Origin of the sequence: Collinsella sp. OM08-14AT (assembly GCF_003438115.1) — a bacterium.
In the GTDB taxonomy this organism is placed as follows: Bacteria; Actinomycetota; Coriobacteriia; order Coriobacteriales; family Coriobacteriaceae; genus Collinsella.
Window position 1 is genome coordinate 14,398 of the sequence record NZ_QSTE01000018.1, and the last position, 25,589, is coordinate 39,986.

Annotated in this window: 18 protein-coding genes; 3 read left to right on the forward strand and 15 right to left on the reverse strand. The window is 59.5% G+C overall.

Annotated elements, in window-relative coordinates:
* Positions 1-50 precede the first annotated feature (50 nt).
* The 12 genes from DXC18_RS09075 to uvrA all read right to left on the reverse strand — a co-directional run bounded on the left by DXC18_RS09075 (position 51) and on the right by uvrA (position 17,783).
* A complete protein-coding gene (locus DXC18_RS09075; protein WP_117584276.1) occupies positions 51-1,016 on the reverse strand; it encodes an ROK family protein in 966 nt (321 codons plus the stop codon).
* Between the two features lie 173 nt (positions 1,017-1,189).
* Positions 1,190-2,110: a dihydrodipicolinate synthase family protein gene (locus DXC18_RS09080; RefSeq protein WP_035138887.1), complete on the reverse strand. Its 921-nt coding sequence runs from the start codon at positions 2,108-2,110 to the stop codon at positions 1,190-1,192.
* A gap of 68 nt (positions 2,111-2,178) precedes the next feature.
* Complete coding sequence (locus tag DXC18_RS09085; protein ID WP_117584275.1) at positions 2,179-3,030, reverse strand: acetylxylan esterase; 852 nt, start codon at positions 3,028-3,030, stop codon at positions 2,179-2,181.
* Positions 3,023-4,000 carry an acetylxylan esterase gene (locus DXC18_RS09090; protein ID WP_117584274.1) on the reverse strand — a complete coding sequence of 326 codons (978 nt, stop codon included), beginning with the start codon at positions 3,998-4,000 and terminating at the stop codon, positions 3,023-3,025. Before DXC18_RS09090 ends, DXC18_RS09085 begins: the two co-directional genes overlap by 8 nt.
* 80 nt (positions 4,001-4,080) lie before the next feature.
* Positions 4,081-4,908, reverse strand: coding sequence for an ABC transporter ATP-binding protein (locus tag DXC18_RS09095; protein ID WP_089573612.1), 828 nt, complete (start codon positions 4,906-4,908; stop codon positions 4,081-4,083).
* The gene (locus DXC18_RS09100) at positions 4,909-6,924 is read right to left on the reverse strand and encodes a dipeptide/oligopeptide/nickel ABC transporter permease/ATP-binding protein (RefSeq protein ID WP_035138893.1); all 2,016 of its coding nucleotides are present in this window, start codon (positions 6,922-6,924) and stop codon (positions 4,909-4,911) included. It abuts the gene before it with no gap.
* 3 nt (positions 6,925-6,927) lie between these two features.
* Positions 6,928-7,884 (reverse strand): ABC transporter permease, encoded by a 957-nt coding sequence (locus DXC18_RS09105; protein ID WP_055251823.1) that lies wholly within the window; start codon positions 7,882-7,884, stop codon positions 6,928-6,930.
* A gap of 155 nt (positions 7,885-8,039) precedes the next feature.
* A complete protein-coding gene (locus tag DXC18_RS09110) occupies positions 8,040-9,653 on the reverse strand; it encodes an ABC transporter substrate-binding protein (protein ID WP_117716933.1) in 1,614 nt (537 codons plus the stop codon).
* A gap of 352 nt (positions 9,654-10,005) precedes the next feature.
* Positions 10,006-11,958 (reverse strand): excinuclease ABC subunit UvrC, encoded by a 1,953-nt coding sequence (gene uvrC / locus DXC18_RS09115; RefSeq protein ID WP_117716934.1) that lies wholly within the window; start codon positions 11,956-11,958, stop codon positions 10,006-10,008.
* Positions 11,959-11,964: 6 nt separating this feature from the next.
* Positions 11,965-14,265: a murein biosynthesis integral membrane protein MurJ gene (gene murJ, locus DXC18_RS09120; RefSeq protein WP_233505719.1), complete on the reverse strand. Its 2,301-nt coding sequence runs from the start codon at positions 14,263-14,265 to the stop codon at positions 11,965-11,967.
* A 3-nt stretch (positions 14,266-14,268) separates the two neighbouring features.
* Positions 14,269-14,769, reverse strand: coding sequence for a Cys-tRNA(Pro) deacylase (gene ybaK / locus DXC18_RS09125; protein ID WP_117584271.1), 501 nt, complete (start codon positions 14,767-14,769; stop codon positions 14,269-14,271).
* Between the two features lie 134 nt (positions 14,770-14,903).
* Positions 14,904-17,783, reverse strand: a complete 2,880-nt coding sequence (gene uvrA, locus DXC18_RS09130) for an excinuclease ABC subunit UvrA (RefSeq protein ID WP_117716935.1) — start codon at positions 17,781-17,783, stop codon at positions 14,904-14,906.
* 259 nt (positions 17,784-18,042) lie between these two features.
* Between uvrA and DXC18_RS09135 the strand changes: the two genes are divergently transcribed.
* From DXC18_RS09135 to DXC18_RS09145, 3 genes are all read left to right on the forward strand, one after another.
* A complete protein-coding gene (locus DXC18_RS09135) occupies positions 18,043-18,873 on the forward strand; it encodes an Mrp/NBP35 family ATP-binding protein (RefSeq protein WP_117584269.1) in 831 nt (276 codons plus the stop codon).
* Complete coding sequence (locus DXC18_RS09140) at positions 18,874-20,145, forward strand: NAD(P)/FAD-dependent oxidoreductase (RefSeq protein WP_117584268.1); 1,272 nt, start codon at positions 18,874-18,876, stop codon at positions 20,143-20,145. It begins immediately after the preceding gene.
* Between the two features lie 79 nt (positions 20,146-20,224).
* Complete coding sequence (locus DXC18_RS09145; RefSeq protein ID WP_117716936.1) at positions 20,225-21,865, forward strand: NAD(P)/FAD-dependent oxidoreductase; 1,641 nt, start codon at positions 20,225-20,227, stop codon at positions 21,863-21,865.
* Between the two features lie 51 nt (positions 21,866-21,916).
* Here the strand turns inward: DXC18_RS09145 and uvrB are convergent, their stop codons facing one another.
* From uvrB to coaE, 3 genes are read right to left on the reverse strand one after another with little or no spacing between them, the layout of a single operon-like run.
* The gene (uvrB, locus tag DXC18_RS09150; protein ID WP_117716937.1) at positions 21,917-24,157 is read right to left on the reverse strand and encodes an excinuclease ABC subunit UvrB; all 2,241 of its coding nucleotides are present in this window, start codon (positions 24,155-24,157) and stop codon (positions 21,917-21,919) included.
* Positions 24,158-24,208: 51 nt separating this feature from the next.
* On the reverse strand, positions 24,209-24,790 hold the full coding sequence (locus DXC18_RS09155) for a lytic transglycosylase domain-containing protein (RefSeq protein ID WP_117584265.1): 582 nt from the start codon (positions 24,788-24,790) through the stop codon (positions 24,209-24,211).
* Positions 24,783-25,424 carry a dephospho-CoA kinase gene (gene coaE / locus DXC18_RS09160; RefSeq protein WP_117716938.1) on the reverse strand — a complete coding sequence of 214 codons (642 nt, stop codon included), beginning with the start codon at positions 25,422-25,424 and terminating at the stop codon, positions 24,783-24,785. The genes DXC18_RS09155 and coaE overlap by 8 nt, the downstream gene beginning before the upstream one ends.
* Positions 25,425-25,589 lie beyond the last annotated feature (165 nt).

The following is a 25,589-nucleotide window of genomic DNA, read 5'->3' on the forward strand; positions in this document are numbered from 1 at the left end:
TCTTTCACGTCAATCTGCGGCACCTCAGAAGGCGCACTTGGTAGTTATGTTTACTTCAACGACGCAAGAAGGTGTTCGGCGGCACCGATAAGCGGCGCGTCGCCCTCCAGAGAACCGATGAGGATCGGCGTGTCCTGAAGCGGGTCGAGCGCCTGGCTGGCATAGCCCTCGTGCACCGAGTCCTTCCACGTCTGCGAACGCCAATCGGGACCCTGATGAATTACGCCGCCCGAAAGCACGATGACCTCTGGATCCAGAATATTGGCAAGCGAGCCCAAGCTGGCGCCCAGCGCAAAGCCGGCGTCATGGATGACCTCGGTCGCCTTTGCGTCGCCAGCACGACACAGGTCGTTCACATCGCGACCGACCGAAGGACGGCTGGGGTCGACGCGGCCAAAACGCTCATCGTACATTCGACCAATGGAAGTGCCCGAAGCAACCGACTCCAGATGGCCGGAACGCCCGCAGGCGCAGGGAATGCCGGCGGCAGCCGAGCACTCGATGTGGCCCATATGGCCGGCAGCACCATGGAAGCCCTGCATCACGCGGCCGTTCTCGACATATGCGCCGCCGATGCCCGTGCCGATGCCAAGACACAAGACGGAGAACTTGCCCTTGCCGACGCCCCAGTGGGCCTCGCCCAGAGCATGAGCCTGCACGTCGCCTACGACGGCAACGGGAAGACCGAGGTCCTCGCGCAGACGCGGCCCCAACTGAACGCCGGACCAGCCGGGCATGATCTCATTGGCATACGCGATGGCGCCCGTCTTGGGATCGACGACGCCGGCGGCACCGATACCGACGCCAAGGACCTCGACATCGGGATTCGACTCGAGAGCAGCCTTGATGGACGCCTCGATACGCTGGAATACGGCCTCGCCGCCCTCCTGGGCCTCGGTAGGAACCTCGGCCTCAAAAACGGGATGGGGCACGCTGCCGTCAGCCGGGTACTCCATGATGGCAGTCGCGATCTTAGTTCCGCCGATATCGACAGAGCAGACGTACTTGTTCTCCATGTCGCTCTCCTTAGGAGATAAAAAACAACTACAGGAAATGCGCCGTCAGGCTAGCCGTCACAGCGCGGTAAAGGTTTTCCAGGTGCCCGAAATCGCCGAGAAACCGTGTGGCCATTGACCTAATGGGTCATGGCCGCACGGTTGAGGCGCGAGGTTGGGCGCCTGGGAAAGCACTACAGCAGACCGTTGTCCTGAAGGACCTTCTTAATCGCCTCGACGTTCTCGCCGGTCATGGCCTTCACCGGGCGCGGCATGGTCGGGCTGTCGAAGATGCCCATGAGGTTCATAGCAGTCTTGAAGGCGCCAACGCCACCGGCATAGCCCTGGACGCCAGAGGTGACATCCCAGATGTGCGAAATCTCATTGAGGCGATCCTGCTCGGCCTTGACGGTAGCCCAGTCACCAGCCTGGGCGGCCTTCCACTGACGCACGTAGCCCTCGGGCTCAACGTTGGCGAGACCCGGGACGGAACCGTCGGCGCCACCGAGGTAGGCGCCGTCGACAACAACCTCATGACCGGTGAGGATGCTCATCGGATGTCCGTTCTTCTCGTTCTCCTGAACGAGGTAGCGGAACGAGATGTCATCACCCGAGGAATCCTTGACGCCGGCCAGAACGCCCTCGGCGCCGAGCTTGGCAAGGAGCTTCCAGGGGAGCTTGGTGTGGACGCACACGGGGATGTCGTAGGCGAAGATGGGCAGGTCGAGTTCCTCATGCAGGATGCGGAAGTGCTCCTCGACCTCGGTCATGCCCTGCAGAGCATAGAACGGGCAGGTGGCGACAAGCGCATCGGCGCCCAGCTCCTGAGCGACCTTGCCGTGCTCGATCATGCGCTCGGTCTCGGTGTCGATGATGCCGACCAGAACGGGAACGCGGTGGTCGACGATACGGACGGCCTCGGCGATGATCTGACGGCGACGCTCGTCGGTGGAGAAGACAACCTCGCCCGAGGAGCCCAGGAAGAACAAGCCATCGACGCCGGCATCGATCATGCGGTTGATGCTGCGCTCAAAGGAGGCAACATCGAGCTGGTGGTCTTCGGTATCGGGAACAACGACGGGAGGGATAACGCCGGTGAATTTCTGAGTTGCCACAAGAATCTCCTTAGCTGTCTGGCGGGCAGCCCTATGCCGCCCACTCTTGTTGGCAGTGTCCAGGCCGTCTAGGCCAAAGAACACGGGTAGAACGTTTGGTTAAAGAAGTCGACGACTTTGTTTTCGAACGCATTGATGCGCTCGTGAGCGTATTTTGCATAGATGATATGCCTCCGGTCACACTCAAGACCGTTGAATACGGCAAACTGATCCTTGGGATCGCTCACGGTATCCATAAGCGATGTGCCCATGAGCACCGATCCGCGCACCCGAGACGACAGCGCCTCGAGGCCGCCAGGAAGCGGATTGGCAACCGCCGTGCAGGCGAGGCCCCGCTCGTCCAGAGCAGAAACCGCCAGCGCGACTCCGCCGCCAAGGCCCTCGCCCCATGCAAAGATGCGGTCGGGGTCCACGCCATCAAGATTGCGCGCCACCTTCGCCATCGCGCAACCCCAACGGACGCGCTTGACAAAAGCAGGAGAGGCAATCCCCTGCTGCAGCTCGCTGGATCCAATCGCCTCATCGTCCAGCGCAAGCACGGCATATCCCATGGCCGCAAACCTCGTCATGTGATGCCATCCCCGCACGGGTCGGTCGATGTCGTGAAACATCAGACATAGCGGCACAAGCTCGGATGCTCGGGCGCGACCGGCAGGCTCAATCAAGCGTGCGTGGACCACATCGCCACCAAGCTCAAAGGAAACCTCGGAGTAGCGGGCATACGGATTGGCGAAATCGATCACCGTAATACTCGGCCCGCAAACCTCAAGGTCCGAAGCGGCTATCTCTAATTCGGAAACATCCGCAGAAGCATCACCGCGCCAATCCCGGAAATCAGCGAGCCTTGACGAGACCGTTCCGGGAATCCCCACAAGGTCGGAGACAATCAGCTCATTGACATTGCTCTCGCACTTAGACATAAGCCTCCCCTCCCTTGCAGAAAAACGGAATGATCAGATCGTCAAAATCCTGAATCTCCTCGTGGCCAAAGCCTTCAAAGAACTCATGACGCTTTTCACAGGTCAGGTTGTTATAGACCGCAAACTGCGTCGCTGGCGGACAGACGGTATCGGCTGTGCCGGTGCCAAACAGCACGGGGCATTTGACCATAGGGGCAAAGTTCTTGGAATCGAAGTACGCCAGCTTGGCATAGGCTACGTCGATACGAGTCGAGTCCTCGTCAAACCAGCGAGACCAATAGCGCAGGCCCTCGTAGGCAATGTCGTCGGCATCCAAATCCCAGACCAGGCGGAAATCCGACAGGAAGGGATAGAGGATGGCGGCGCGATTGATAAGCTCGCTGTTAAGTGCACAGGTCGCAATGCCCAAACCGCCGCCCTGCGACGCGCCGTTCACAAACACACGGGCAAGATCGATGCCCTCGAGCTCGCGAACGATGCGGCACAGGATGCGAATATCTTGGTGCAAGCGGACATAGTAGAGGTTGGCCGGGTCGCCGTCGATACCGGCGACGATATGGCCCGCGACCGTTGTGCCCTCAAATCCACCAATGTCCTCGGAGGGACCTCCTTGGCCGGGGCAGTCGAGGGCGATGAGTGCCATGCCCATGCCCGCAAACGACGCCTGCTCAAACCAGCTGCGGCTTGCACCCGGATACCCATGGAACTGAAGTACCAATGGCACGGGCTCGTCCGAGACGGGTTTAAGGTACTTGGCATGCAGGCGAGCGCCACACATGCCGGTATACCAGAGGTCGAAAAGCTGGCAGGTCACGGCATCGGTGACCGATGCCGTCTCGATCGCATAGTCAAGCCCGACGGCGTCGGCCTCGGCCATGCGATCCTTCCAAAAGAGATCGAAATCTGATGGACGGGGCATGGCGCCTCGATATTCACCAAATTGCTGTTGCAGCTCCTGAGCACTTGGCATGGCTCGTGAACCCAACCTTTCGAAATCGCAACGGAGGTGCGCCCGGCAAGGGAACCGGGCGCACGGGAGGGAAAGCGAGACTACTCGCCGAGCTTGGGATGCAGCAGCGACGGCGCAGCGCCGAGCAGCATCTTGGTGTAGGGGTCCTGGGGGTGCTGGAAGACCTGCTTGGCCTCGCCCTGCTCGACGATCTTGCCGCCATTCATAACGATGATGTCGTCAGAGATATAGCGGACCGTCTGGATGTCATGGCTGATGAACACCATGGCCAGGCCGAGCTCCTTCTTAAGGTCGGTCAGCAGGTTCAGAATCTGCGCGCGGACCGAAACGTCCAGAGCCGAGGTGGGCTCGTCGGCGATGATGGCATCGGGGTTCAGCGACAGGGCACGGGCAATTGCGACGCGCTGGCGCTGGCCGCCCGAAAGCTGACCGGGAAGAACCTCGGCGGCGGAGCTGGGCAGACCGGTGAGCTCCAGGAGTTCCTTGACGCGCTTCTCCTGTTCGGCCTCGGTGCCCAGATTGTGGACGCGCATGGGATCGAGCAGCTGCTCGCGAACGACCATGCGGGGGTTGAGCGCCGTGGCCGGGTTCTGGAACACGACCGAGATGACGCGACCCATGTGGCGACGGTCCTCGGCGGTACGCTTGGTTACGTCCTTGCCCTTAAAGTAGACCTTGCCGCTCGTGGGGGCCTGCAGGCCGCACATGACGTTGGCGGTGGTGGACTTACCGCAACCGGACTCGCCGACGATGCCGATCGTCTGACCGGGCATGAGCCTAATCGTTACACCCTGGACGGCGTGAACCAGGTTGGGGTGCAGAATCGAGCCGGTACGGGTCCTAAAGGTGACGTGGACGTCATCAAGGAAGATGATCGGCTCGACGCCGTTGACTGCGGTCTCGCTCATCTACATCACCTCCGCGTGAGGGGTCAAACCATTTGCCTTGAGCACCTCGTCGGGGAGCTCGGAATAGAAGTGCTCGGTGCCGGGCACGCGCTTGAAGACCGGACGGGTGTCCAGGCCAATGCGCGGATGGCTCGAGCGGGGCGCGAAGCGATCGCCCTTGGGGAAATCGCGCGGGCTCGGAACGGCGCCGGGCACCTGGTGCAGACGGCCCGAACCGCTCTCGATGGACAGAACGGAGCCCAGAAGACCGCGGGTATACTCGTGGATCGGGTTAGTGAGCAGCTCCTTGGTGGGCGCCTGCTCGATAACCTGACCGGCGTACATAACCGTGATGTTATGGGCGACCTCGGCGACCAGCGCCAGGTCATGCGAGACGAAGATCATGGCAAAGCCGAGCTTGGCCTGAAGGTCGTTGAGCAGCTTGATGACCTGCTTCTGGACGGTAACGTCCAGAGCGGTCGTGGGCTCGTCGCAGATGACCAGCTTGGGGTCGCGGGTAAGGGCCATAGCGATCAGGACACGCTGACGCTGGCCACCGGAAAGCTCATGCGGGTAGCTCTCGAGCGTACGCTTGGGGTCGAGGCCCACGAGCTCCAGGAGTTCCTCGGCGCTGCGGGTGCCGCCGCGCTTGGTGAGCTGCTTCATCTGGGCAGAGATGAGCATGGAGGGGTTGAGCGAGGACAGGGCGTCCTGATAGACCATAGCGATATCGGTACCGCGCAGGCCGAACCACTCCTTCTTGCTCATCTTGAGCAGGTCGCGGCCCTCCCAGAGGACCTCGCCGGAAAGGTGCTCGTCATCGTCGGTCAGGCCCATGATGGCCAGCGTGGTGATGGACTTACCGCAACCGGACTCGCCCACCAGGCCCATGGTCTGACCAGGACGGACGTCAAAGTTGACATGGTCGACGACGTTGATATCGCCGTGATGCTCAAACTGGATGCAGAAATCGCGGACCGAAAGGATCGGTTCGACAGACTCGTCGGGCACATGGCGATCGTCACGCTTGAGCTCGACATCGCGCAGGGCGCCAAGGCGAGCGGAGAGGGACTGGGCCTGCTCCTTGTAGGCGCGAACGGGGTCAGAGACCAGCAGGTCGGCCTCGCGACGCTTGGAGGAATCGGTCGGATCCAGGGCGGCGGAGGGAGCAGCGGCCATGGCGTCGGTAATGCCCTCGGAGAGGATGTTGAGTGCCAGGCAGGTGATCATGATGGCCAGGCCCGGGAACAGCGCCTGCCACCAACGGCCGGCGAGCACGCCGCCGCGGGCGTCGGCGAGGATGTTGCCCCAGGTAGCGGTGGGCTCCTGAATACCAGCGCCGATGAAGGTCAGCGAGGCCTCGAAGATGATGGCGTCGGCGACCAGGGTAACGGTGAAGACCATGATCGGGGCGATGCAGTTACGCAGAACATGCTTGATCAAAATCCACGGAGCCTTGGCGCCGGAAACGATGACCGCGCGGACATAGTCCTCGCCGTACTCGGACACGATGTTGGCGCGCACGATACGGGCAATCTGCGGAGTGTACATAAAGCCGATGGCGAAGATGATCGACGGCACGGAGTTGCCCAGGATGGAGACGAAGACGGCCGCGAGGGCGATGCCCGGGATGGACATGATGATGTCCAAGATACGCATGATCGTCTCGGAGACGGCCTTGCGCGAAACCGCTGCAAGGGCGCCCACGACCGAGCCGCAGACCAGAGCCATAGCAGTGGCGCCAAAGCCGATAATCAGCGAGTAACGACCACCGTAGAGCATACGCGACAGAATGTCGCGACCCTTATCGTCGGTACCGAAGATAAATCCGTTGCCGGGAGCCTGGCGAGCCGTAAAGATCTCGACCGGGCTATAGGGGGCAAGAAGGGGCGCCAGAATCGCAGTCAGGGCGACCAGCACCAGCACGACGGCGGCAATCTTAGAAGACAGCGTCATCTTCTTCCAGCCACCGAGCTTGAGCCCCTTGGAGGCAGCCTTCTCGAGCTGCTCGGTTTGCTTCTCTCGAATCTTTACCATAATCTACACCGTCCTGATGCGCGGGTTGATGAGCAGGTAGAGCATGTCAACCACGATGTTGATGATGATGAAGGCAAGAGCAACGACGATAACGACGCCCTGAACCAGGTTCGCCTCGTTGCCCTGAACGCCCTGCAGAATCGCGGTGCCCATGCCGGGGAGGTTGAAGATAACCTCGATGACGACGGCGCCGCCCATGAGATAACCGATCTTAAGACCGAGGGTGGTGACCGGGGTGATCAGCGCATTGCGAAGAACGTTGATGCCGACGACGACCTTCTCGGGAACGCCGGCACCGCGAGCCATACGGACATAGTCCTTGTCGAGTTCCTCGACCATGGCGGTGCGCACGATACGAGTCATCTGGCCCGTCAGCGGAAATGCCAAGGCGATGGCGGGCATAATCATGCGGCCCAGATAACCAGCCGGATTCGTGGTGAAGTGAGGCAGGGCACCCGATGCCGGGAGGACCTTGAGATAAGAAGAGAACAGCAGGATCAACAGAACGGCAAGCCAGAACGACGGGGTTGCCAGGCCGGCGATGGAAAAGACGCGGATCACTTGGTCCGGCCATTTGTCGCGATACAGTGCCGCGATGACGCCGAGCAAAAACGAAACGACCGCACCGATGGCAAGGCCGATGAAGGTCAGCTGCATCGTGACGGGCAGGGCCGTGGAGATGCGCTTGGCAACGGAGTTGCGAGCAGCACCATAGGTGCCCATGTCGCCATGGATCAAATCGCCCATATAGCGCACGTAGCGCACGGGCCAGGGGTCGTCCAGACCATACTTCTCATGGTACTCGGCAACCGCCTCGGGCGAGGCACCGTCACCCAACGCCGTGTAGGCGGGGTCGGTCTTGGAGAACGACATAAGGAAGAACACCAGGACGGTGACGCCCAATGCCATGATCGGCAGCGCCACAAGACGCCTTCCAATCAAACGTAGCAAGTTGTTCACGTTCTCTCCCCTTTCTTTTGTCGGTAGGACCAACTGGTATATGAGTACGGATACTCATTACAAGACCCGAGCGACATCGAGGTCGCCCGGGTCTTTGTTTCAACTATGAGGACGTTGCCTTACGACCGACGCCCTACATATGACTCAAGCGAGTCTTAGGCCTTGACGGTCGCGACGCCCCTGAAGGACATGCTCGTCGTGCCGATGCCATTGAAGCCATCGAGGGCCTCGCCGTTGGGCGCGGTGGACGGATCGTCCCAGGAAGCGGAGACGGTCTTAACGTGGACAACGGGGTACAGAACGGCGTTGTCGGCGATGATGTCGAAGCACTCGTTCCACTTCTTCTGCTGCTCGTCGCCCTCGGCGGCAAGAGCCTCGTCCATGAGACCGTGGAGCTTCTCCCACTCAGCGGACTCCTTCCACGGGCAACGGGTCTGCATCCAGACGTTGTCACCGTACCACCAGTTAAGCAGCAGGTCGGGATCAGCGCCGAAGCAGGACGGATCGCCAGGGGCAAGGAGGATATCGTAGGCCTCGCCGCCGTCGATGGCAGCGTAGGTGGCCGGCGAGGTATCGGTCTGGATGGTCACGTCGAAGCCGAGAGCGTCGAGGTCGTTCTTGACCTGGGCGGCCATGCCCTTAATCTGCTCGTTGTCGGTGGTGCGCAGGGTGATGGCACCCGGGGTGATGCCGGACTCCTCAATGAGCTTCTTGGCCTTCTTGGCGTCGGTCTTGTAGACCGTGGAAGCCTCATGATAGTTGGTGAAGCTCTTGGGCAGGTAGCAGCTGGCAGCGGTGGCAAGGCCGGCGAAGGTGTTGCTGACCATCTTCTCGGTGTCGAGCGCGTACATGACGGCCTGACGGACCTTGACGTTGTTCCAAGGCTCCTTGGCAACGTTGAACATAATGAAGCGGGTACCGAAGCCCTGGACGTTGTCGATCTTGCAGCCGGCGCTCTCGAGCTGGTCGACGGCGTCAGCGGTGACGAGCTCCATAACGAGCGTGGAGCCCTCCTGCTGAGCGGTAACGCGAGCGGTGGGGTCGGTCAGGATGCTGTACTGGATCTTCTTATCCTCGGCAGCATACTCACCGTTGTACTCGGGGTTGGGAACCAGGGTGATCTCGGTATCGGAGATAGAGTCGTACATCCAGGGGCCGGAGCCGATCGGCTGCTTGGCGCGATCCTCCTCGGTCTGGGTGGCCGGGGTAACGCGGACGATGGCCAGACGATCCTTGAGCAGGGAGAAGTTGGGGACCTTGGTCTTGACCGTCACGGTGCTGGCGTCCTTGGCCTCGATGGACTCGAAGGGCTGGAAGAACGGAGCATAGGTAGCGGAAGCGGCGCAAGCGGTGTAGGAGGCGACGACATCGTCAGCGGTGACCTCGGTGCCATCGGAGAACTTGGCGCCCTTGCGGATGGTGACCTCGAAGGTGGTGTCGTCCACAGACTTGGGATCGTCGGTGGCGAGCTCGTTGAAGGTGCTGTAGTCGTGGTAATCGATGCCGTAGAGGCCCTCGACGACGTGCCAGTTAGCACCCAGGCCCACAGCGGAGCCGGTGCTGGCGGGATCGAAGCTGGACGGAGCGTAAGCGGAACCAGCGGTGATCACGCCGCCGCCACGGTTGGCAGAATCGGTGGAACCGGAAGCGGAACCCTCGTCGCTAGAGCTGCCACCGCAGCCGGTGAGACCAAGCCCTGCGACAGCAGCGACGCTGCCGGTGAGGCCGAGGAACGAACGCCTGGACATACCCTTGTTGATGATGGCCATGTCTTCTCCTATCAATAGAGAATCTTACCCGGGAGCACCTAGACGTGCCCCCGCGCAACTTGCGGACGATATATACCTTACCTACCGACGAACCCAACTTGGGTGCCGCGCTCGGCGACCGATACATACATCCGCTTGAACGGTATTTACTACCGTTCACCGAATTCGTTGACAAACGATACTGTAGACAGTATGTATCGATGAGGTGAGATATCAGTCTTCGTCAAACCGCAGGATAGCAGGGCTGTTCCTTGGGTTAGTCAAACGTTTTAGCGTTAATAAAACCCGAAACCAGCAGGTAATCATGGCGAAATAAATGCTTGAAAATCGCGCAAGCATGTATACCAGTTGTTTAGGCTCGTGTTGAGCTATCGGAATGGCTAGCCGATGCCTCGGCGCGCTCGGCATTCCATGCGACGAGCGTCTCGTGGACCGCCTTGGCGACATCGGCAGGTATGCCGCGAACTTCCGCGATCTCTCGCTCGCTCGCCGCGCGCAAACGCTTCATCGAGCCAAAATGGCGCAATATGGCACGTTTTCTAGTGGGTCCCACGCCTGGAACGTCATCGAGTACCGAAACCGTCATGGCTTTATCGCGCAACTCACGATGAAATGTAATTGCAAAACGGTGCGACTCATCGCGCACCTGCTTGATGAGATAGAGCGACGCGGACCCGGTCGGTAGCACGACGGGAGTCTCGTCCCAAGGCACGAAAACCTCCTCATCGGCCTTTGCCAAGCCACAAACTGGTATATCGAGCCCAAGGGCCTCAAGTTGTTTAATTGCAGCCGTCAATTGCGGCTTGCCGCCGTCGACAACGAGCAGATCGGGGCGCGAGCCAAAACGTTCGTCGGCCATCCGCTCGGGAGCATAGCGACGCCCCAAAACCTCGGACATCGAAACGAAGTCATTCGCCTCGTCCAATTCGGCCTGGATTTTAAAGCGGCGGTACTGGCTCTTGTCGGCGCGGCCGTTGGTAAACACCACCATCGAGGCGACCGTAAAGGTGCCATGCAGCGTAGAGATATCGAAGCACTCGATACGCAACGGCGGCGATGGCAGCGCCAACGCGCTTTCGAGCTCCAAGAGCGCCCGATTGGTGCGGTCGTCGGCATACCCCGTACGCATCATGTAGCGCATGAGTGCATGGCGCGCATTTTTGGATGCCATATCGAGCAAACGGTGCTTTTCGCCACGCTGCGGCCTATGGAGATGACAGGGGCGCTCGCGCTTGCCTGCAAGCCACTCCCCCAGCGCCTCCGCATCCTCAAGCTCGACAGAGAGGTTGATCTCAGCTGGAATATCAGCCGTCTCGTCGTAATAGCGCTTAAGAAGGCCCGATTGAAGCTCCTCTTCATCGACATCCAAACCCTTATCGAGAATGAACTCGCAGGTTCGAACCGTTCGACCCTTACGCACGACAAAAACGCAAGCGGCGGAAATGGTCTCTTCGCGATAGAAGCCGATAACATCGATATCGACGCTCGATGGAAAGACAACCTGTTGGCGATCGTCCAGGCCCCGAATGACGTCCAGGCGGCGCTTGACGCGGGCGGCGCGCTCAAAATCGAGCGCCTCGGCGGCCTCCGTCATCTCGGATGTCAGCTCATCGACGACATCCTTGCGATGACCCGACAAAAAGCGCTCGACACGCTTGACGTTCTTGGCATAGTCTGCCGGGGAAATCGCGCCGACACACGCACCCGGGCCGCGCCCGACATGGTAGTCAAAGCAGGGGCGCCCGTTTTGCGCGCAAATCATATTGACGATGTCTTCCTCGCCCTTGTGGGACTCGACGATGCGGCGGCAGCGACGCCACTCCGCACAGGATGCTGAGCAAATGGGAATAACCTTGCGCAGCGTATCGATGGTTTCACGCGCCGCGCGGCTATCGGTATAGGGGCCAAAATAGCGCGTCCCTGGCTTATGGCGCTCACGCGTGTATTTAATAGCGGGAAATAGATCGCTCTTGGTGATAGCGATAAAGGGATAGCTCTTATCGTCCTTAAGATCGACGTTAAAGTACGGATGGTACTGACCGATTAGATTGCGCTCGAGTACCAATGCCTCGTGCTCGGACTCCACAACGATATAGTCGAAGCTCGCCACCAGCTGCATCATAAGCGGGATCTTCTGGCGCTCGTCCTGCAGCGTCACGTACTGACGCATGCGAGCACGCAGGTTTTTCGCCTTGCCAACGTAGATGACATCGCCCTTGGCGTCTTTCCAAAGGTAGCAGCCGGGCTGCGTGGGAACGCGCGAGACCTGTTCGGCAAGGGTTGGAATGTTATCGTGACCCGTCACGTTTACCTACTTGCGGCGAAGTAACGCAGAAACCTCGGGCATCTTAAAGGCGACGGCCAGACCAAAGGTGACGGCGAGTGAGACGATGCCCGCAACGCAAACATAGCACAAGGTAACCAGAATCGAGCCGCCGAGCGCTCCGACAAAGTGCTCGAGCGCCCACATAACGACGGCGCCAGTCGCCGCACCCAGCCCTCCAAGCAAAAGGCCAAAGAAGCCTCCGTGCAGTATGGACGTAACCTGAAGGCCATGCAGACGACGGCGCAGCCACCACAGTGAACAACCGACCAAGATAACGTAGTCGACGACATACGAAAGCGCGATGGCCGGCATGCCGTAGCCGAGGGCTACCCCAAACAGCAGCACCGAACCGGCCTGCCCAATGGCGGAGTAGAGACAATAGCGGCCATAGGGCTTCATATCGAGCAGAGCAGAGAAGCTCTTCTGCATCAGCACGACCACGCCGTAGAGTGGCAGCGAGAGCGCCAGATAGACAAGGAACTCGGATACCAGCGCCACGCCGGACTCATCAAACTTGCCGGCACAGTAAATCATGTTGAGCGGACGGGCGAAAACAATCAGGTACAACGCAAACGGGATCAGGAAGAACAGCATCTGGGCGACACCGTGCGAGATGCCAGTACGAACACTGTCGTAATCTTTCTCCTGCGCATCGTGAGAGAGCTCGGTGTACAGCGCCGTCGAAAGCGAAGCGGCAATCAGCGCGTAGGGCAGCGTGTACCACAGGCGCGCATACGCGATGACAGAAGGACCGGTCTCGGGCTGTACCACCAGCGCGGCGGCATTGGTGATGGAGGTCGAAACAAACATGCACACCGTTGCAAGCAGCGTCGGAATACCGAGCGTAATCGTCTGGCGCAGCGCGGGATCCTTAAAGTCGATATGGATATGAGGATGCACGCCGTGCTTGCCGAGCGCGGGGATCTGACATGCCATCTGGACAAAGACGCCAAAGGTCGTTCCGGCTGCAATAAGAATGATGCCGGCACGCTCACCGAATTGTGCGGACACAGGAGCAAAGCCCATAAAGCTCGCGATGACAATCGCATTGTTGAGGACCGGGGCAAACGTCGACCAGAAGTAATCACGGTGTGCGTTGAGAACGCCCGAGAACACCGAGCCCAGCCCGTAGAACAGAATCTGGATGGCAAAGAAACGAAACATGAACGCGGCTGTATTTATGCTGCCGCCGTCACCCGAAAGGAACGACTGCGTCCAGATAAAGCCCGGAGCGAACACGGTGCCCAGCACCGAAATGCCGCCCAGCAGCAAAAGCAGGATGCCGAGCAGATTGCCTACGTATTCGTTTGAGGCGTCGCGACCCTGTTCACGACGCACGCCCATGTACACCGGCAAAAAGGCGGTAACCAACATACCGCCCATCACGAGCTCGTAGAGCATATTGGGCAGGTTGTTGGCGACCTGATAGGAAGATGAGAGCAGCGACATGCCGATGGCGGCAGCCATAGCCCACGTGCGGATGAACCCTGTGACGCGCGACACGATGGTCAGCGCAGTCATAAGGCCGGCAGAACGGCCAACCGTAGAGTAATCCGACGAGCCCATATCATCTACGTCGTCCTGCGATTGGGGGCTAACTTCAGTGTGTTGTCGAGAATCAACCTCGATATCGGGCTCATCGATTATCGCGAAGGGGTCGTCGACCAAAACGGCATCATCGGCAGAAAAAGCGCCGCCAGCAGGCGTGACATCGTTGTCAAACGAAGCGCCATCGTTAGCTACGGCATCATCACCAAAAACCGTGTCAACTTCCCTGGCGGCAGCGGTTCGATCAGAAAACGACAAAAGGCCCCAATCATCGTCGTCGACAGCAACGCCCTCGACCGGATCGGTCGAGCCGAGCGGTGACCACTCGTCATCCATAAGCAGCTGCTCGTCATCCCCGTCGGTTGCATGCCTTGCGGAACGATCGGCTGGAGCGCCCTTCAACGTGCCCTTTCCCTGAGCCGCCATCAAGAACACTGCTGTCTCATCGGGACGCGGCGCACGAGACGCCCCAGCGGCAGCAGGCATCCGTCCGGCACGGGATTGAGCCGCGGCCAAAAACACCGCCGTCTCATCGGGGCGACCCGAAGAGAGAATCGTACGAGGAAGCGCCGCACCAGCACCGGCAGCACGCAAATACACGGCCGTCTCCCCTGGATCTGCAGCAGCGGACCAGGCGTTTCGAATCTGGTCGTCGACCGAAGAAGCCTCAGACGCGGACGCCTGAGAAGCCGAACGCTTTGCAAAGTGAGCCCCGCGCTTCGATTCTTCCTGCGGCATCGCTCAGTCCTCTCTCGTGATCGGGGCAACCGTCGCCCCGCAAAATGCAACTAAGTCGTCGGGGGCAAGCTCAAGCTGATAGCCACGCTTACCGCCTGAGATAAAAATGGTATCCCAAAGGACGCATGTCTCATCGATCAGCGTCCGAAAGCGTTTTTTCATGCCGACTGGACTGCAGCCGCCCCGGACATACCCCGTCGCGGCAAGCAAGTCCTTGACATGCATCATGGTCAGCGACTTTTCACCAGCGGCGCGCGCGGCGGCCTTTAGGTCAAGCTCGTCGGCAACGGGAATACAGCACACAACGTGTTCGTTGGACGGCGTCACGCAAACCAAGGTCTTAAAACCCTGGCCAGGCTCCTCGCCAAGTTGTTCCGAAATCGCAACGCCTAAACCCGCCGACTCATCGCCATAGTCTTCATACGTATGGAGAATATAGGAGATGCCGGCGTTTTCCAGCTCGCGCATCGCATTGGTTTTCGGCGTCTTTGCAGCCTTTGCCATGGCATGCCCCTTCCCTCGCGTTCGAACGTAACGCCTAAGTATATGTCCAATGTAGCAGCATGCGCCATCTCGACACACAGAAGCGCCACCGAATCGAAAGGAATCGGTGGCGCTTCTCGCATGACGGCGTCTCTTTACTGGGCGTCGAGTTGTGCCTGACGCTCACGGTCGCGCTCGAGCAGCGGAGCCAAGAACTTGCCCGTGTAGCTCTGCGAACATGCCGCGACCTGCTCCGGCGTACCCGAGACCACGACGGTTCCGCCGCCATTGCCGCCCTCGGGACCCATATCGATCAGACGGTCGGCGACCTTGATGACATCGAGATTATGCTCGATTACCAGAACCGTGTTGCCCGCATCGACCAGGCGCTGCAGCACGTCGAGCAACTGGCGGACATCCTCAAAATGGAGACCGGTCGTCGGCTCATCCAGAATGTAGAACGTCTTACCCGTCTGACGGCGGTGAAGTTCCTTGGCGAGCTTTACGCGCTGTGCCTCGCCACCCGAAAGCGTCGTTGCCGGCTGGCCCAAGCTCACATAGCCCAGGCCCACATCGTACAGAGTCTGGAGCTTACGCTTAATTTGAGGAATATTGCCAAAGAAAGCCAGCGCCTCGGTGACGCTCATGTCGAGCACGTCAGAGATGGTCTTACCACGGTAGGTGACCTCAAGCGTCTCGCGATTATAGCGCTTGCCGCCGCAGACCTCGCAGGGAACATAGATATCGGGAAGGAAGTGCATCTCGATCTTAATTTGTCCGTCGCCCTTGCATGCTTCGCAGCGGCCGCCGCTCACGTTAAAGGAGAAACGTCCCGGCGAGTAGCCGCGTGCCTTCGACTCCGGTGTGCTCGCAAACAGCGCGCGCAGATCATCCCACAGGCCAATGTACGTAGCGGGATTGGAACGCGGTGTACGGCCGATCGGCGACTGGTCAATGTCGATCACCTTATCGATGCACTCGATACCCTCGAGCTTTTTGTACGGGCCCACAGGACGCGTCGAGCGATGAATGGCATTCGTAAGAGCAGGCGCGATGGTGTCGGTAACCAGGGAGCTCTTGCCCGATCCCGACACGCCGGTAACGACCGTAAGCGTACCGAACTCAATCTTGGCGGTAACGTTTTTAAGGTTGTTGGCACGGGCGCCCGTGATCTTAAGGCAGCCGCGACCGGGCTTGCGGCGTTCATCGGGAACCCGGATCATTCGTTTGCCGGTCAGATAAGCGCCCGTCATCGAATCGGGGCACGCCATGATATCGGCAGGCGTTCCCGCGGCGACCACGTGTCCGCCGTTCACGCCCGCGCCAGGGCCCATGTCGATCACATAGTCGGCAGCACGAATCGTATCCTCATCATGCTCAACGACGATGACGGTATTGCCGATATCGCGCAGGCGCTCAAGCGTCTTGATCAGGCGCTCGTTATCGCGCTGATGGAGGCCGATCGATGGCTCGTCCAAAATGTACAGGACACCCATGAGGCCGGCGCCGATCTGCGTTGCCAGGCGAATGCGCTGGGCCTCGCCTCCGGAAAGCGTCGCCGAGGCACGGTCGAGGGTCAGATAGTCGAGTCCGACATCGACCAGAAAGCACAGGCGCTCCAGGATTTCCTTAACGATGCGCCCGCCGATAAATTGTTGGCGCTCGGTAAGCTCCAGGCCCTCAAAAAACTCGAGCGACTCGCGGCACGACAGGCAGCAGACCTCGTAAATGGACTTACCGCCTACGGTAACGGCGAGCATCTCGGGGCGCAGACGAGCACCATGGCAACTCGAGCACGGCTCCTCGCGAATGTACTTCTCCAAGCGCGCCCTGGTGTTCTCATTCGTCGTCTCGTTATAGCGCTCGTACAGGATATTGCGCACGCCCGAGAACTTGGTGTCCCACTGGCTGCGACGCCCATCGAGCTTTTGATAGTCGACCGAAATCTTCTGGTCGCCCATGCCGTCTAAAAACGCGCGACGCACCCGCGGAGGCAGATCCTCCCACGGCGTATCGACGCTCACCTTAAAGTGTTTGCAGACCGCAGCGAAAATCTGCGGATAGTAGTTAGAGTTGCCAAACAGGCTGCCAAAGACCCCGTCGGCGATCGACTTCGAGGGGTCTTCGATTAGCGCTTCGGCATCGACCGTCTTCTTAAAGCCCAGGCCATCGCACTCGGGGCACGCGCCATAGGGCGCGTTGAACGAGAAATCGCGCGGCTGCAGGTCATCGATGGAGTGCCCATGCTCCGGGCACGCCAGCGCCAGCGAATACTCCAGCAACTCGCCTTCGGTCCCCTCGGGAGCGTCGCGGTCGGGCAGCAAGTATACGTTCACATTGCCGTGCGCCAGCGCAGTCGCCTGTTCAACGGACTCGGCAATACGGCCCAGGGAGTTCTCGCGAATCACGATACGGTCGACCACGACCTCGATATCGTGCTTGAATTTCTTATCCAAATCGATAGGGTCATCAAGCGAGCGAACCTCGCCGTCGACGCGCACGCGGCTAAAGCCCTCGGCGCGAAGATCCTCGAACAGCTTGGCATACTCGCCCTTACGACCGCGAACCACCGGTGCCAGCACGAACGCGCGGCGGCCCTCCCCCGCAGCCAGGACTTTATCGGCAACCTGGTCGGTCGTCTGGCGCTCGATTATGCGACCGCACTCGGGGCAGTGCGGCGTACCGACGCGAGCAAACAGCAGTCGCAGGTAGTCATAAATCTCGGTTACGGTGCCCACCGTCGATCGAGGATTCTTGGATGTCGTCTTTTGATCGATCGAAACAGCCGGCGAAAGGCCGTCGATCGAGTCCAGATCGGGTTTGTCCATCTGGCCCAAAAACTGACGCGCATAGCTCGACAGGCTCTCGACGTAGCGGCGCTGGCCCTCGGCATAGATCGTGTCGAACGCCAGCGAGCTCTTGCCCGAGCCGGAAAGGCCGGTAATGACCACGAGCTGGTCGCGTGGAATGGATACATCGATATCGCGCAAGTTGTGCTCGCGCGCACCGCGAATAACGATAGAGGAATCAGACATGGAAGCTCCTTGCCTCCTATAACTTCAAATCACACCGTCGATGAGTTTAGCGCACTCAACGCGCACAGATGTTCGTGATACAAGATTCGCAGACCTTTTGATTTATCCGACGCGCGCACGTCGCCTGCCCGACCCATGCTTTCGAATGCCATCGATCGCCAGCCGCGCATCACAAATGGCTCACGTTCGCAAACGAGGGTACAATGACGCTCGTGTCACATCGTGGGGCCTTGCCCCAACGCATACAAAGGAGTCAGATATGGGTTGCGAGCACGCACAGGCGGCCGGCGGACAAACCGCACCGCAGGAATTTGAAGAGAACACGCTATCCGAAGTCAAGCGCGTTATCGCCGTGTTATCCGGCAAGGGCGGCGTCGGCAAGTCGTTCGTCACCGGTGCCATCGCCACCGAGCTTGCCCGCCGCGGCAACAAAGTCGGCATCCTCGATGCCGACATCACCGGCCCCTCCATCCCCAAGATGTTCGGTATGAGCGGACGTCATGTCCATGCTCTCGGCAATCTTATGCTGCCCGAGATCTCCGAGCACGGGGTCAAGGTCATGAGCTCCAACCTGCTGCTCCAAAACGAAACCGATCCCGTCCTTTGGCGTGGCCCGGTTATAGCGGGCGCCATCAGGCAATTCTGGAGCGAGACCTCGTGGGGCCCCATCGACTACCTGCTGGTCGATATGCCTCCGGGAACGGGCGACGTCGCGCTCACCGTTTTCCAATCGCTGCCCGTCGATGGCATCGTCATCGTCACGAGCCCGCAAGACTTGGTCTCGATGATCGTCGCCAAGGCAGTCAACATGGCCGAGAAGATGAACGTCCCCATTCTGGGCGTTGTCGAGAACATGAGCTATATCGAGTGCCCCGACTGCGGCAAGAAGATCGAGGTCTTTGGTAAGAGCAACCTCCCCGAAGTCGCCGAGCGCTACAACCTCGACATCTTGGGTCAACTTCCCATCAATCCGTCACTCGCCGAGGCCTGCGATAAGGGCGAGGTCGAGACCGCGCTGCCCGATGGCATGCTGCCCAAGGCCGTCTCTGCCGTCGAGGCCATCGCCCCGCACGAGACCGACGAGGCCTAAGTGAACACGAGCGCCTTCTATGACGTCCTGGTAATCGGCGGCGGGGCCTCGGGTCTCGCCGCCGCCATCACGGCCGCACGCGCTGGCAAAAGCGCCTGCATCGTTGAGCGCGATGTCGCCTGCGGCCTTAAACTCCTTGCGACCGGCAACGGCCGCTGCAATCTCTCAAACGAATCGATTGATCCTCGGCGGTACAACCATCCCGCTTTCGTCGAATCCGTCATGGGCCCCCGGCCCGAACAAGAGCTTATGGGCTTCTTCTCCTCGCTGGGCATCATGACGACCTCCGAGGAAGGTCGACTGTACCCACGCTCCCTCCGCGCCGAATCGGTGCACGACGCGCTTCTCAACGTTTGTGATCGTCTGGGCGTCACCTTAATCTGCGGAGCCAACGTTGCCATGGCGCACAAAGCTCCCGAGGGCTGGACACTCCAAATAGACCGTCCCGCACGGGCGCTTAAGGCAAAAAAGCACGGCGATCGAAAATCGGAGCTCCGCTCGCTTCGGAGGGCGCTCGCCGATACCCCGCGCAAAAACATGACCTTGCAGGCAAAGGCCGTGATTATCGCTACGGGCGGCAGCCCTGCCGACATCGCGAAGACGTTCAGCCTTCCCCTCACACCGCAGCGCCCCGTCCTCTGCCCCGTGTCGGCATCGGTCTTCGGCGACCAGACTGCGCTCAAGACACTGGATGGCCTGCGCGTCCGCGCCCGTTTGACGCTCACCCGCAATCACGAGGAGCTCTGGCACGAAGACGGCGAAGTGCTCTTCCGAACCTTTGGCATCTCGGGCGTTGCCGCCTTTAACCTCTCCCGTCGCGTCCAGCGCGGCGACACGATTCTGCTCGACGTTTTCCCCGACCTCTCCAAAGACGAGTTGCTCGATATGCTTAACCAGCGAGTTGCGTTGCTCGGCGGTTTTTCGTCCCGCGACCCCCGCTGGCTCGACGGCATGCTCGCCCCGCAGTTCTCTCGCGTTGTCTGCGCCGCATTCGAACAGCGCCACCCCGGGTCGCACGACGTCATCCATCTGGTCTCCATCCTCAAGCACTTTAAACTGCTTGTCGAGGGAACGGCCGAGGAGCGCTCGGCACAGGTCATACGTGGCGGCATACCCATCGAGACCGTCTCGATACCCGGCCTTCGCGCGAACGGCGCAGCCTATGCCCCGCTTTGCGTCTGCGGCGAAGCGCTCGATATCGACGCCGACTGCGGTGGCTTCAACCTTGCATGGGCGTGGCTTTCGGGCATTCGCGCTGCCAGTAACCTATAGCTGCGCAGTCTATAATCAAAACGCATTCGGGCCGTCTGGGACACCGGGCGGCCTCTTTCTTGCATCTAAGGAGACCTCGATGATCGAAATCACCCAAGTCAATGCGTCGCTCGATGAAGCCGGCGATGAAAAAGCTTGCCTTATCGTTGGCAAGCGAGTCGTCAAACGCGTCCTGCGTTGCAAAGACTCCGAGATCAAGTCCATCGAGCTCCACCGCAAGTCCATCGATGCCCGCAAGAAACGAGACGTTCATTTTATCCTGAGCTTTCGTGTTGAGCTAACGAGCCCAGACATCGAGCAGACAGTGCTCGACAGCGTTGCTGTGCGCGACCGCTCACACGTGCGCACGATAGACGACAATGAGCCTTCATTCCCCTCCCCCGTTTCCGGCGCGCCCAAAGAGCGCCCCGTCGTCGTCGGCGCCGGATGCGCTGGCCTTTTCGCCGCACTTACCCTCGCAGAAGCAGGTCTGAAGCCCTTGCTTATCGAACGGGGCGACCCAGCGCTTCGCCGCTCGCAGGCAATCGACCTCTTTCTGAAGGAGCGCGCCCTCGACCCCGAGAGCAATATCCAGTTTGGCTTGGGCGGTGCGGGGACTTTCTCGGATGGCAAGCTCAATACGGGAACCAAAAATCCCGCCCATCGCCTTATCCTGGACACCTTCGTCGAAGCGGGTGCACCCCGAGACATTCTATGGGATGCCAAGCCGCACATTGGCTCCGACATCCTTCCCACTGTTGTCACCAATATTTCCCAGCGCATCGAACGGCTCGGAGGTGTCGTCCGCTATCGAACAAAGCTCGTTGACATTCGCGCCGACGCGTCCGGCGCCATCACCGGCATCGATGTCCAGGCGTCTCAACATGCCGCGACTGAGCAAATCGCCACGAAGCACCTTATCCTTGCCTGCGGCCATTCCGCCCGCGACGTATTCGAGCTCCTCAAGGACCATGGCGTAGCCCTCGCGCAAAAAACCTTTGCCATGGGCGTACGCATCGAGCACCCACAGCTCGATATCGATCGCGCTCAATATGGCCCTTCGGCGGGACATCCCGCCCTCGGAGCAGCCCCCTACAAGCTTGTCGCCCATCTCCCCAACGGGCGCAGCGTGTTCTCGTTTTGCATGTGCCCCGGTGGGCAGGTTGTCGCCGCCTCTTCCGAGCCGGGCCACCTGTGCGTCAACGGGGCCAGCCTCAATGCCCGCGACGGACGCAACGCAAATGCCGCCCTGCTCGTTAACGTCACGCCTGAGGACCTTCCCAACAATGACCCGCTCGCCGGCATCGAGCTCCAGCGTGCCTGCGAGGCGGCCGCCTATCGCCTGGGCGGTTCCAACTGGAACGCACCAGCACAGCTCGTCGGAGATTTCCTCGCAGGACGCGCCAGTAAGGCGCCCGGAAAGGTAAAGCCCACCTATCCGCTCGGTGTGACCTGGACGGCAATTGACGAAGCCCTGCCGCAGCATATCGTCGAGTCGCTTCGCCTGGGAATTCCCCTGCTCGGAAAAAAGCTACGGGGCTACGACCGTCCCGATGCCGTGCTTACCGGCGTGGAGACGCGTTCGAGCTCCCCGGTCACCGTCACCCGAGATCGCGCGTGTCACGCCGTGGCGACTCCAGGCCTCTACCCTTGCGGCGAGGGAGCAGGATATGCCGGCGGCATCATGAGCGCCGCCACTGATGGCATCCGGTGCGCCGAAGCCCTGATTGCAGACCTCTAGCACACTAAAGACACAGACCCCGAGCTCAACGAGAAGCGCGGGGCCTGTACCCTATTTCTTAAATCGCGCGCCCTGGCGTTTTCTGCCCGAAGCGAACGTGGAACCCTTGCGGGCCTGCGAGCGCAGGCGCTCAATCGTTTCGTCCTCGGGCGCGCCCTCGAGCATCGCCCGAATCTGAACGACGGCATCACGCAGGCGCGCCGCCTCCTCAAAGTCCATGGCGGCGGAGGCATTACGCATGTCTTCTTCCATGGTCTCGACGATCCGCACCGGCTCGTCATGCGGCAGCCCTTCCAGCTGCTCGGTAAGCGTCTGTTCAGGCGTCACCGTCTCTGGCACCTCGCCCTCGCCGTTTTCATCGGGTGTATAGAACGCACCATGGCCCAGAGAGTCGCCCTTCGAGCGTCCCTTGGACCCCACGGTCTTTTCGGCCTCGGCAATAAAGCTCGAAATATCGTTGATGGCCTTGTGCACCGTCTTGGGCACAATGCCGTGTTCTTCGTTGTAGGCCATCTGGATCTCACGACGGCGCTGCGTCTCCTCGATGGCTTCTTTCATCGAATCGGTCACGACGTCGGCGTACATGATGACTTCGCCGTCGGCATTGCGGGCCGCACGGCCAATCGTCTGAATCAGCGAACGGCGGTTACGCAAGAAACCTTCCTTATCGGCATCGAGAATTGCCACCAGCGAGACCTCGGGAAGATCCAGACCCTCGCGAAGCAAGTTGATGCCAACCAAAACATCGATCTTGCCCTCGCGCAACGTTCGCAGAATCTCGACACGGTCCATCGTCGCCGTATCGGAGTGCATGTAGTTGACCTTAATGCCGGCATCGAGCAGGTGATCGGTCAGATCCTCGGCCATGCGCTTGGTCAGCGTGGTCACCAGCACGCGCTCCTTGCGGGCCACGCGCTCGCGAATCTCGTCCTCAAGATCGTCAATCTGGCCTCGGACCGGACGAACGTCGATTTTGGGATCGAGCAGGCCGGTCGGTCGAATAATCTGTTCAACATCGTTTTGACTCACGCGCAACTCATAGTCACCCGGCGTAGCCGAAACGTAGATGAACTGCGGGATCCTCGCCTCAAACTCATCGAAGCGAAGCGGACGGTTGTCGAGCGCCGAGGGCAGGCGAAAACCATGCTCCACCAGGGTCACTTTACGCGATCGGTCGCCTTCGTGCATACCGCGAATCTGCGGCACCGTCACATGGCTCTCGTCGATGATGCAGAGCATGTCCTTGGGAAAGTAGTCAATCAAGGTAAACGGCGGCTCGCCCGGTTTACGTCCATCCAGATGGCGCGAGTAGTTCTCGATGCCGTTGCAAAAGCCCATCGTCTCGAGCATCTCGAGGTCATAATCGGTCCGCTGCTGCAGGCGCTGTGCCTCGAGCAACTTGTCGGTCGCTTTGAGCTCCGCCACGCGCTTTTCGCATTCTTCGCTGATCGATTTCAGGGCCGCCTTCACCTTTGGCTTCTCGGTCACGTAGTGCGAAGCCGGCCACACGGGAATCGCTTCGTACTCACGCAACATCTCACCGGTAACCTCATCGATCTCGGCAATCAGCTCAACCTCGTCGCCAAAGAACTCAAACCGCAACGGGTGCTCCGCATAGGGCGGATACACATCGACGACATCGCCACGTACGCGGAACGTACCACGCGCCAGGTCATAGTCATTACGGTCGTATTGAATGTCGATGAGCGCATGGATAAAGTCATCGCGCTCGAGCGGCACCTTCTTATCGACGTTTGGTGCCAAGCCCGCATAGTCCTCGGGAGAACCGATGCCATAGATGCACGAGACCGATGCGACGACAATCACATCGCGTCGAGAAAGCAACGATGCTGTCGCCTGATGGCGCAACATCTCGACCTCTTCGTTAATCGACGAGTCTTTCTCGATATACGTATCACTCTGCGGTACATATGCCTCGGGTTGATAATAGTCGTAGTACGAGACGAAGTAGACCACAGCGTTGTTGGGAAAGAATTCTTTGAGCTCGCTCGCAAGCTGTGCGGCGAGGGTTTTGTTGGGGGCCATGACCAGCGTTGGCTTACCGAGAGCTTCGATGGTCTTGGCCATGGTAAAGGTCTTGCCCGAACCGGTCACGCCAAGCAAAACCTGATAGCGGTCTCCGTCCCTCACACCCTTCACAAGCGACTCAATGGCCTTCGGCTGGGAACCTGCAGGCTCATAGGGAGACACGACCTTAAACGGCACATCAGAGCCCTCAACGCCAAAACGTTTGAGCTCTCCGCCAACACGCTCAACTTCAAAATCCGCCATGGATACTCCTAACTCATATATCTGCAGTATACGCAGGCGGCAGGCATAGTCCTATACGAACCGGTCGGGATAGAGGGTCTTATAGCGAACCCAGGCATTATTGACACGAATCAAATAGGCTTGTGTCTCGGGGAAGGTAATCGCGTTGTGGAGCGATGTGTTTTGCTGCGCCCACCCATCGACATTGCCCATTCCGGCATTGTAAGCAGCAATAGCACTATCCGTCGAGCCATTGAAATACGTCAGCAGGTACGAGAGGTACGCGCACCCAAATTCGATATTCGTAGCGGGGTCATTCAGGTTATCGGCAGAATACTCGTCCCCGTCGACAAGGCCCTTGGCGATCATATCCTGAGCGGTTTCAGGCATAAGCTGCATGAGACCTTGGGCGCCCTGGTTGGATTCCGCCTCGGGATCCCAGTTTGATTCCGACTTGATGACGGCACACACCAGATACGGATCGAGATTATGCGAAATACTGGACTGCTTTACATACGCCTCATAGTCAATCGGATAAAGCGGTTTAAAGAAAGCGGCGGGAGCACACGAGTAAACGAGCGAGATAAGGCCAAAGACGAAAACGAGAGCCAGCGGCACAAAGCGATACCACGTAAAGAAACGCGTCTTAGGCATCTGTCGCCCCCTTATTCGTAGCGTCCATAAGGCCATGGCGAGCAAGCCATGCATCCAGTTGTTCAAAGAGCGTGTTGTCGCCCGCTGCGTTATCAATCACGGTTGTGGCGAGACGGCAAAGCGAAGACTCATCGGGTTGGCAAGCGCAGCGAGCATCAAAATCGGATGGCTCCATACCACGGTGAATGGCACGTTCGCGACGGACCGCCAAAGGAGCACTAACAACCATAATTTCATCCGCAAGGCCAAAGGCGTCCTCAAAGCCAGTCGGAGCAGATACTTCGACCGCAGCGAAGGGATAGCGGGGAGACGAAACCGTACAGCAGACAGGATCGAGAATCCTCAGCGAAAGCTGCTCAACGAGAACGGGGTGCACAATGCTATTGAGCCTTGCAACCGCATCAGGAGAGACAAAAGCTCGAGAAGCGAGGATGTTACGTCGAACGCCGCCCTCCTCGTCCAAAATATCCCAGCCAAACTCTTCAGCAAGAGCATTGACGATATCCGACACCGGCACGTACAGCGATTTGGCAAGCTCATCCAGATCGATAAGCATGGCGCCATGAGATTCGAGATAGCGGCAGGCAGTCGACTTACCCGAAGCAATATTGCCCAAGACAAAAACGGTAAACATCAAGTCCTCCCTAACGCCAATGGGAGTTATTATCGCGCAAATACAAAAGAAGGACTCAAAATACAGCCAAACAGTAAGACAAGCTAAACGAAGGCGAGTTCTTGTATTACAGCTCTCTATTAAACGCAAAAAAGGGGGAGGCCGCGAGGCCTCCCCATTCCAAGT

Coding starts and splice junctions, on each gene's coding strand:
- DXC18_RS09075 (WP_117584276.1), bottom strand. CDS start 1,016: ATGGAGAACAAGTACGTCTGCTCTGTCGATATCGGCGGAACTAAGATC.
- DXC18_RS09085 (WP_117584275.1), bottom strand. CDS start 3,030: ATGTCTAAGTGCGAGAGCAATGTCAATGAGCTGATTGTCTCCGACCTT.
- DXC18_RS09090 (WP_117584274.1), bottom strand. CDS start 4,000: ATGCCAAGTGCTCAGGAGCTGCAACAGCAATTTGGTGAATATCGAGGC.
- DXC18_RS09095 (WP_089573612.1), bottom strand. CDS start 4,908: ATGAGCGAGACCGCAGTCAACGGCGTCGAGCCGATCATCTTCCTTGAT.
- DXC18_RS09100 (WP_035138893.1), bottom strand. CDS start 6,924: ATGGTAAAGATTCGAGAGAAGCAAACCGAGCAGCTCGAGAAGGCTGCC.
- DXC18_RS09110 (WP_117716933.1), bottom strand. CDS start 9,653: ATGGCCATCATCAACAAGGGTATGTCCAGGCGTTCGTTCCTCGGCCTC.
- murJ (WP_233505719.1), bottom strand. CDS start 14,265: ATGCCGCAGGAAGAATCGAAGCGCGGGGCTCACTTTGCAAAGCGTTCG.
- ybaK (WP_117584271.1), bottom strand. CDS start 14,769: ATGGCAAAGGCTGCAAAGACGCCGAAAACCAATGCGATGCGCGAGCTG.
- uvrA (WP_117716935.1), bottom strand. CDS start 17,783: ATGTCTGATTCCTCTATCGTTATTCGCGGTGCGCGCGAGCACAACTTG.
- DXC18_RS09135 (WP_117584269.1), top strand. CDS start 18,043: ATGGGTTGCGAGCACGCACAGGCGGCCGGCGGACAAACCGCACCGCAG.
- DXC18_RS09145 (WP_117716936.1), top strand. CDS start 20,225: ATGATCGAAATCACCCAAGTCAATGCGTCGCTCGATGAAGCCGGCGAT.
- uvrB (WP_117716937.1), bottom strand. CDS start 24,157: ATGGCGGATTTTGAAGTTGAGCGTGTTGGCGGAGAGCTCAAACGTTTT.
- DXC18_RS09155 (WP_117584265.1), bottom strand. CDS start 24,790: ATGCCTAAGACGCGTTTCTTTACGTGGTATCGCTTTGTGCCGCTGGCT.
- coaE (WP_117716938.1), bottom strand. CDS start 25,424: ATGTTTACCGTTTTTGTCTTGGGCAATATTGCTTCGGGTAAGTCGACT.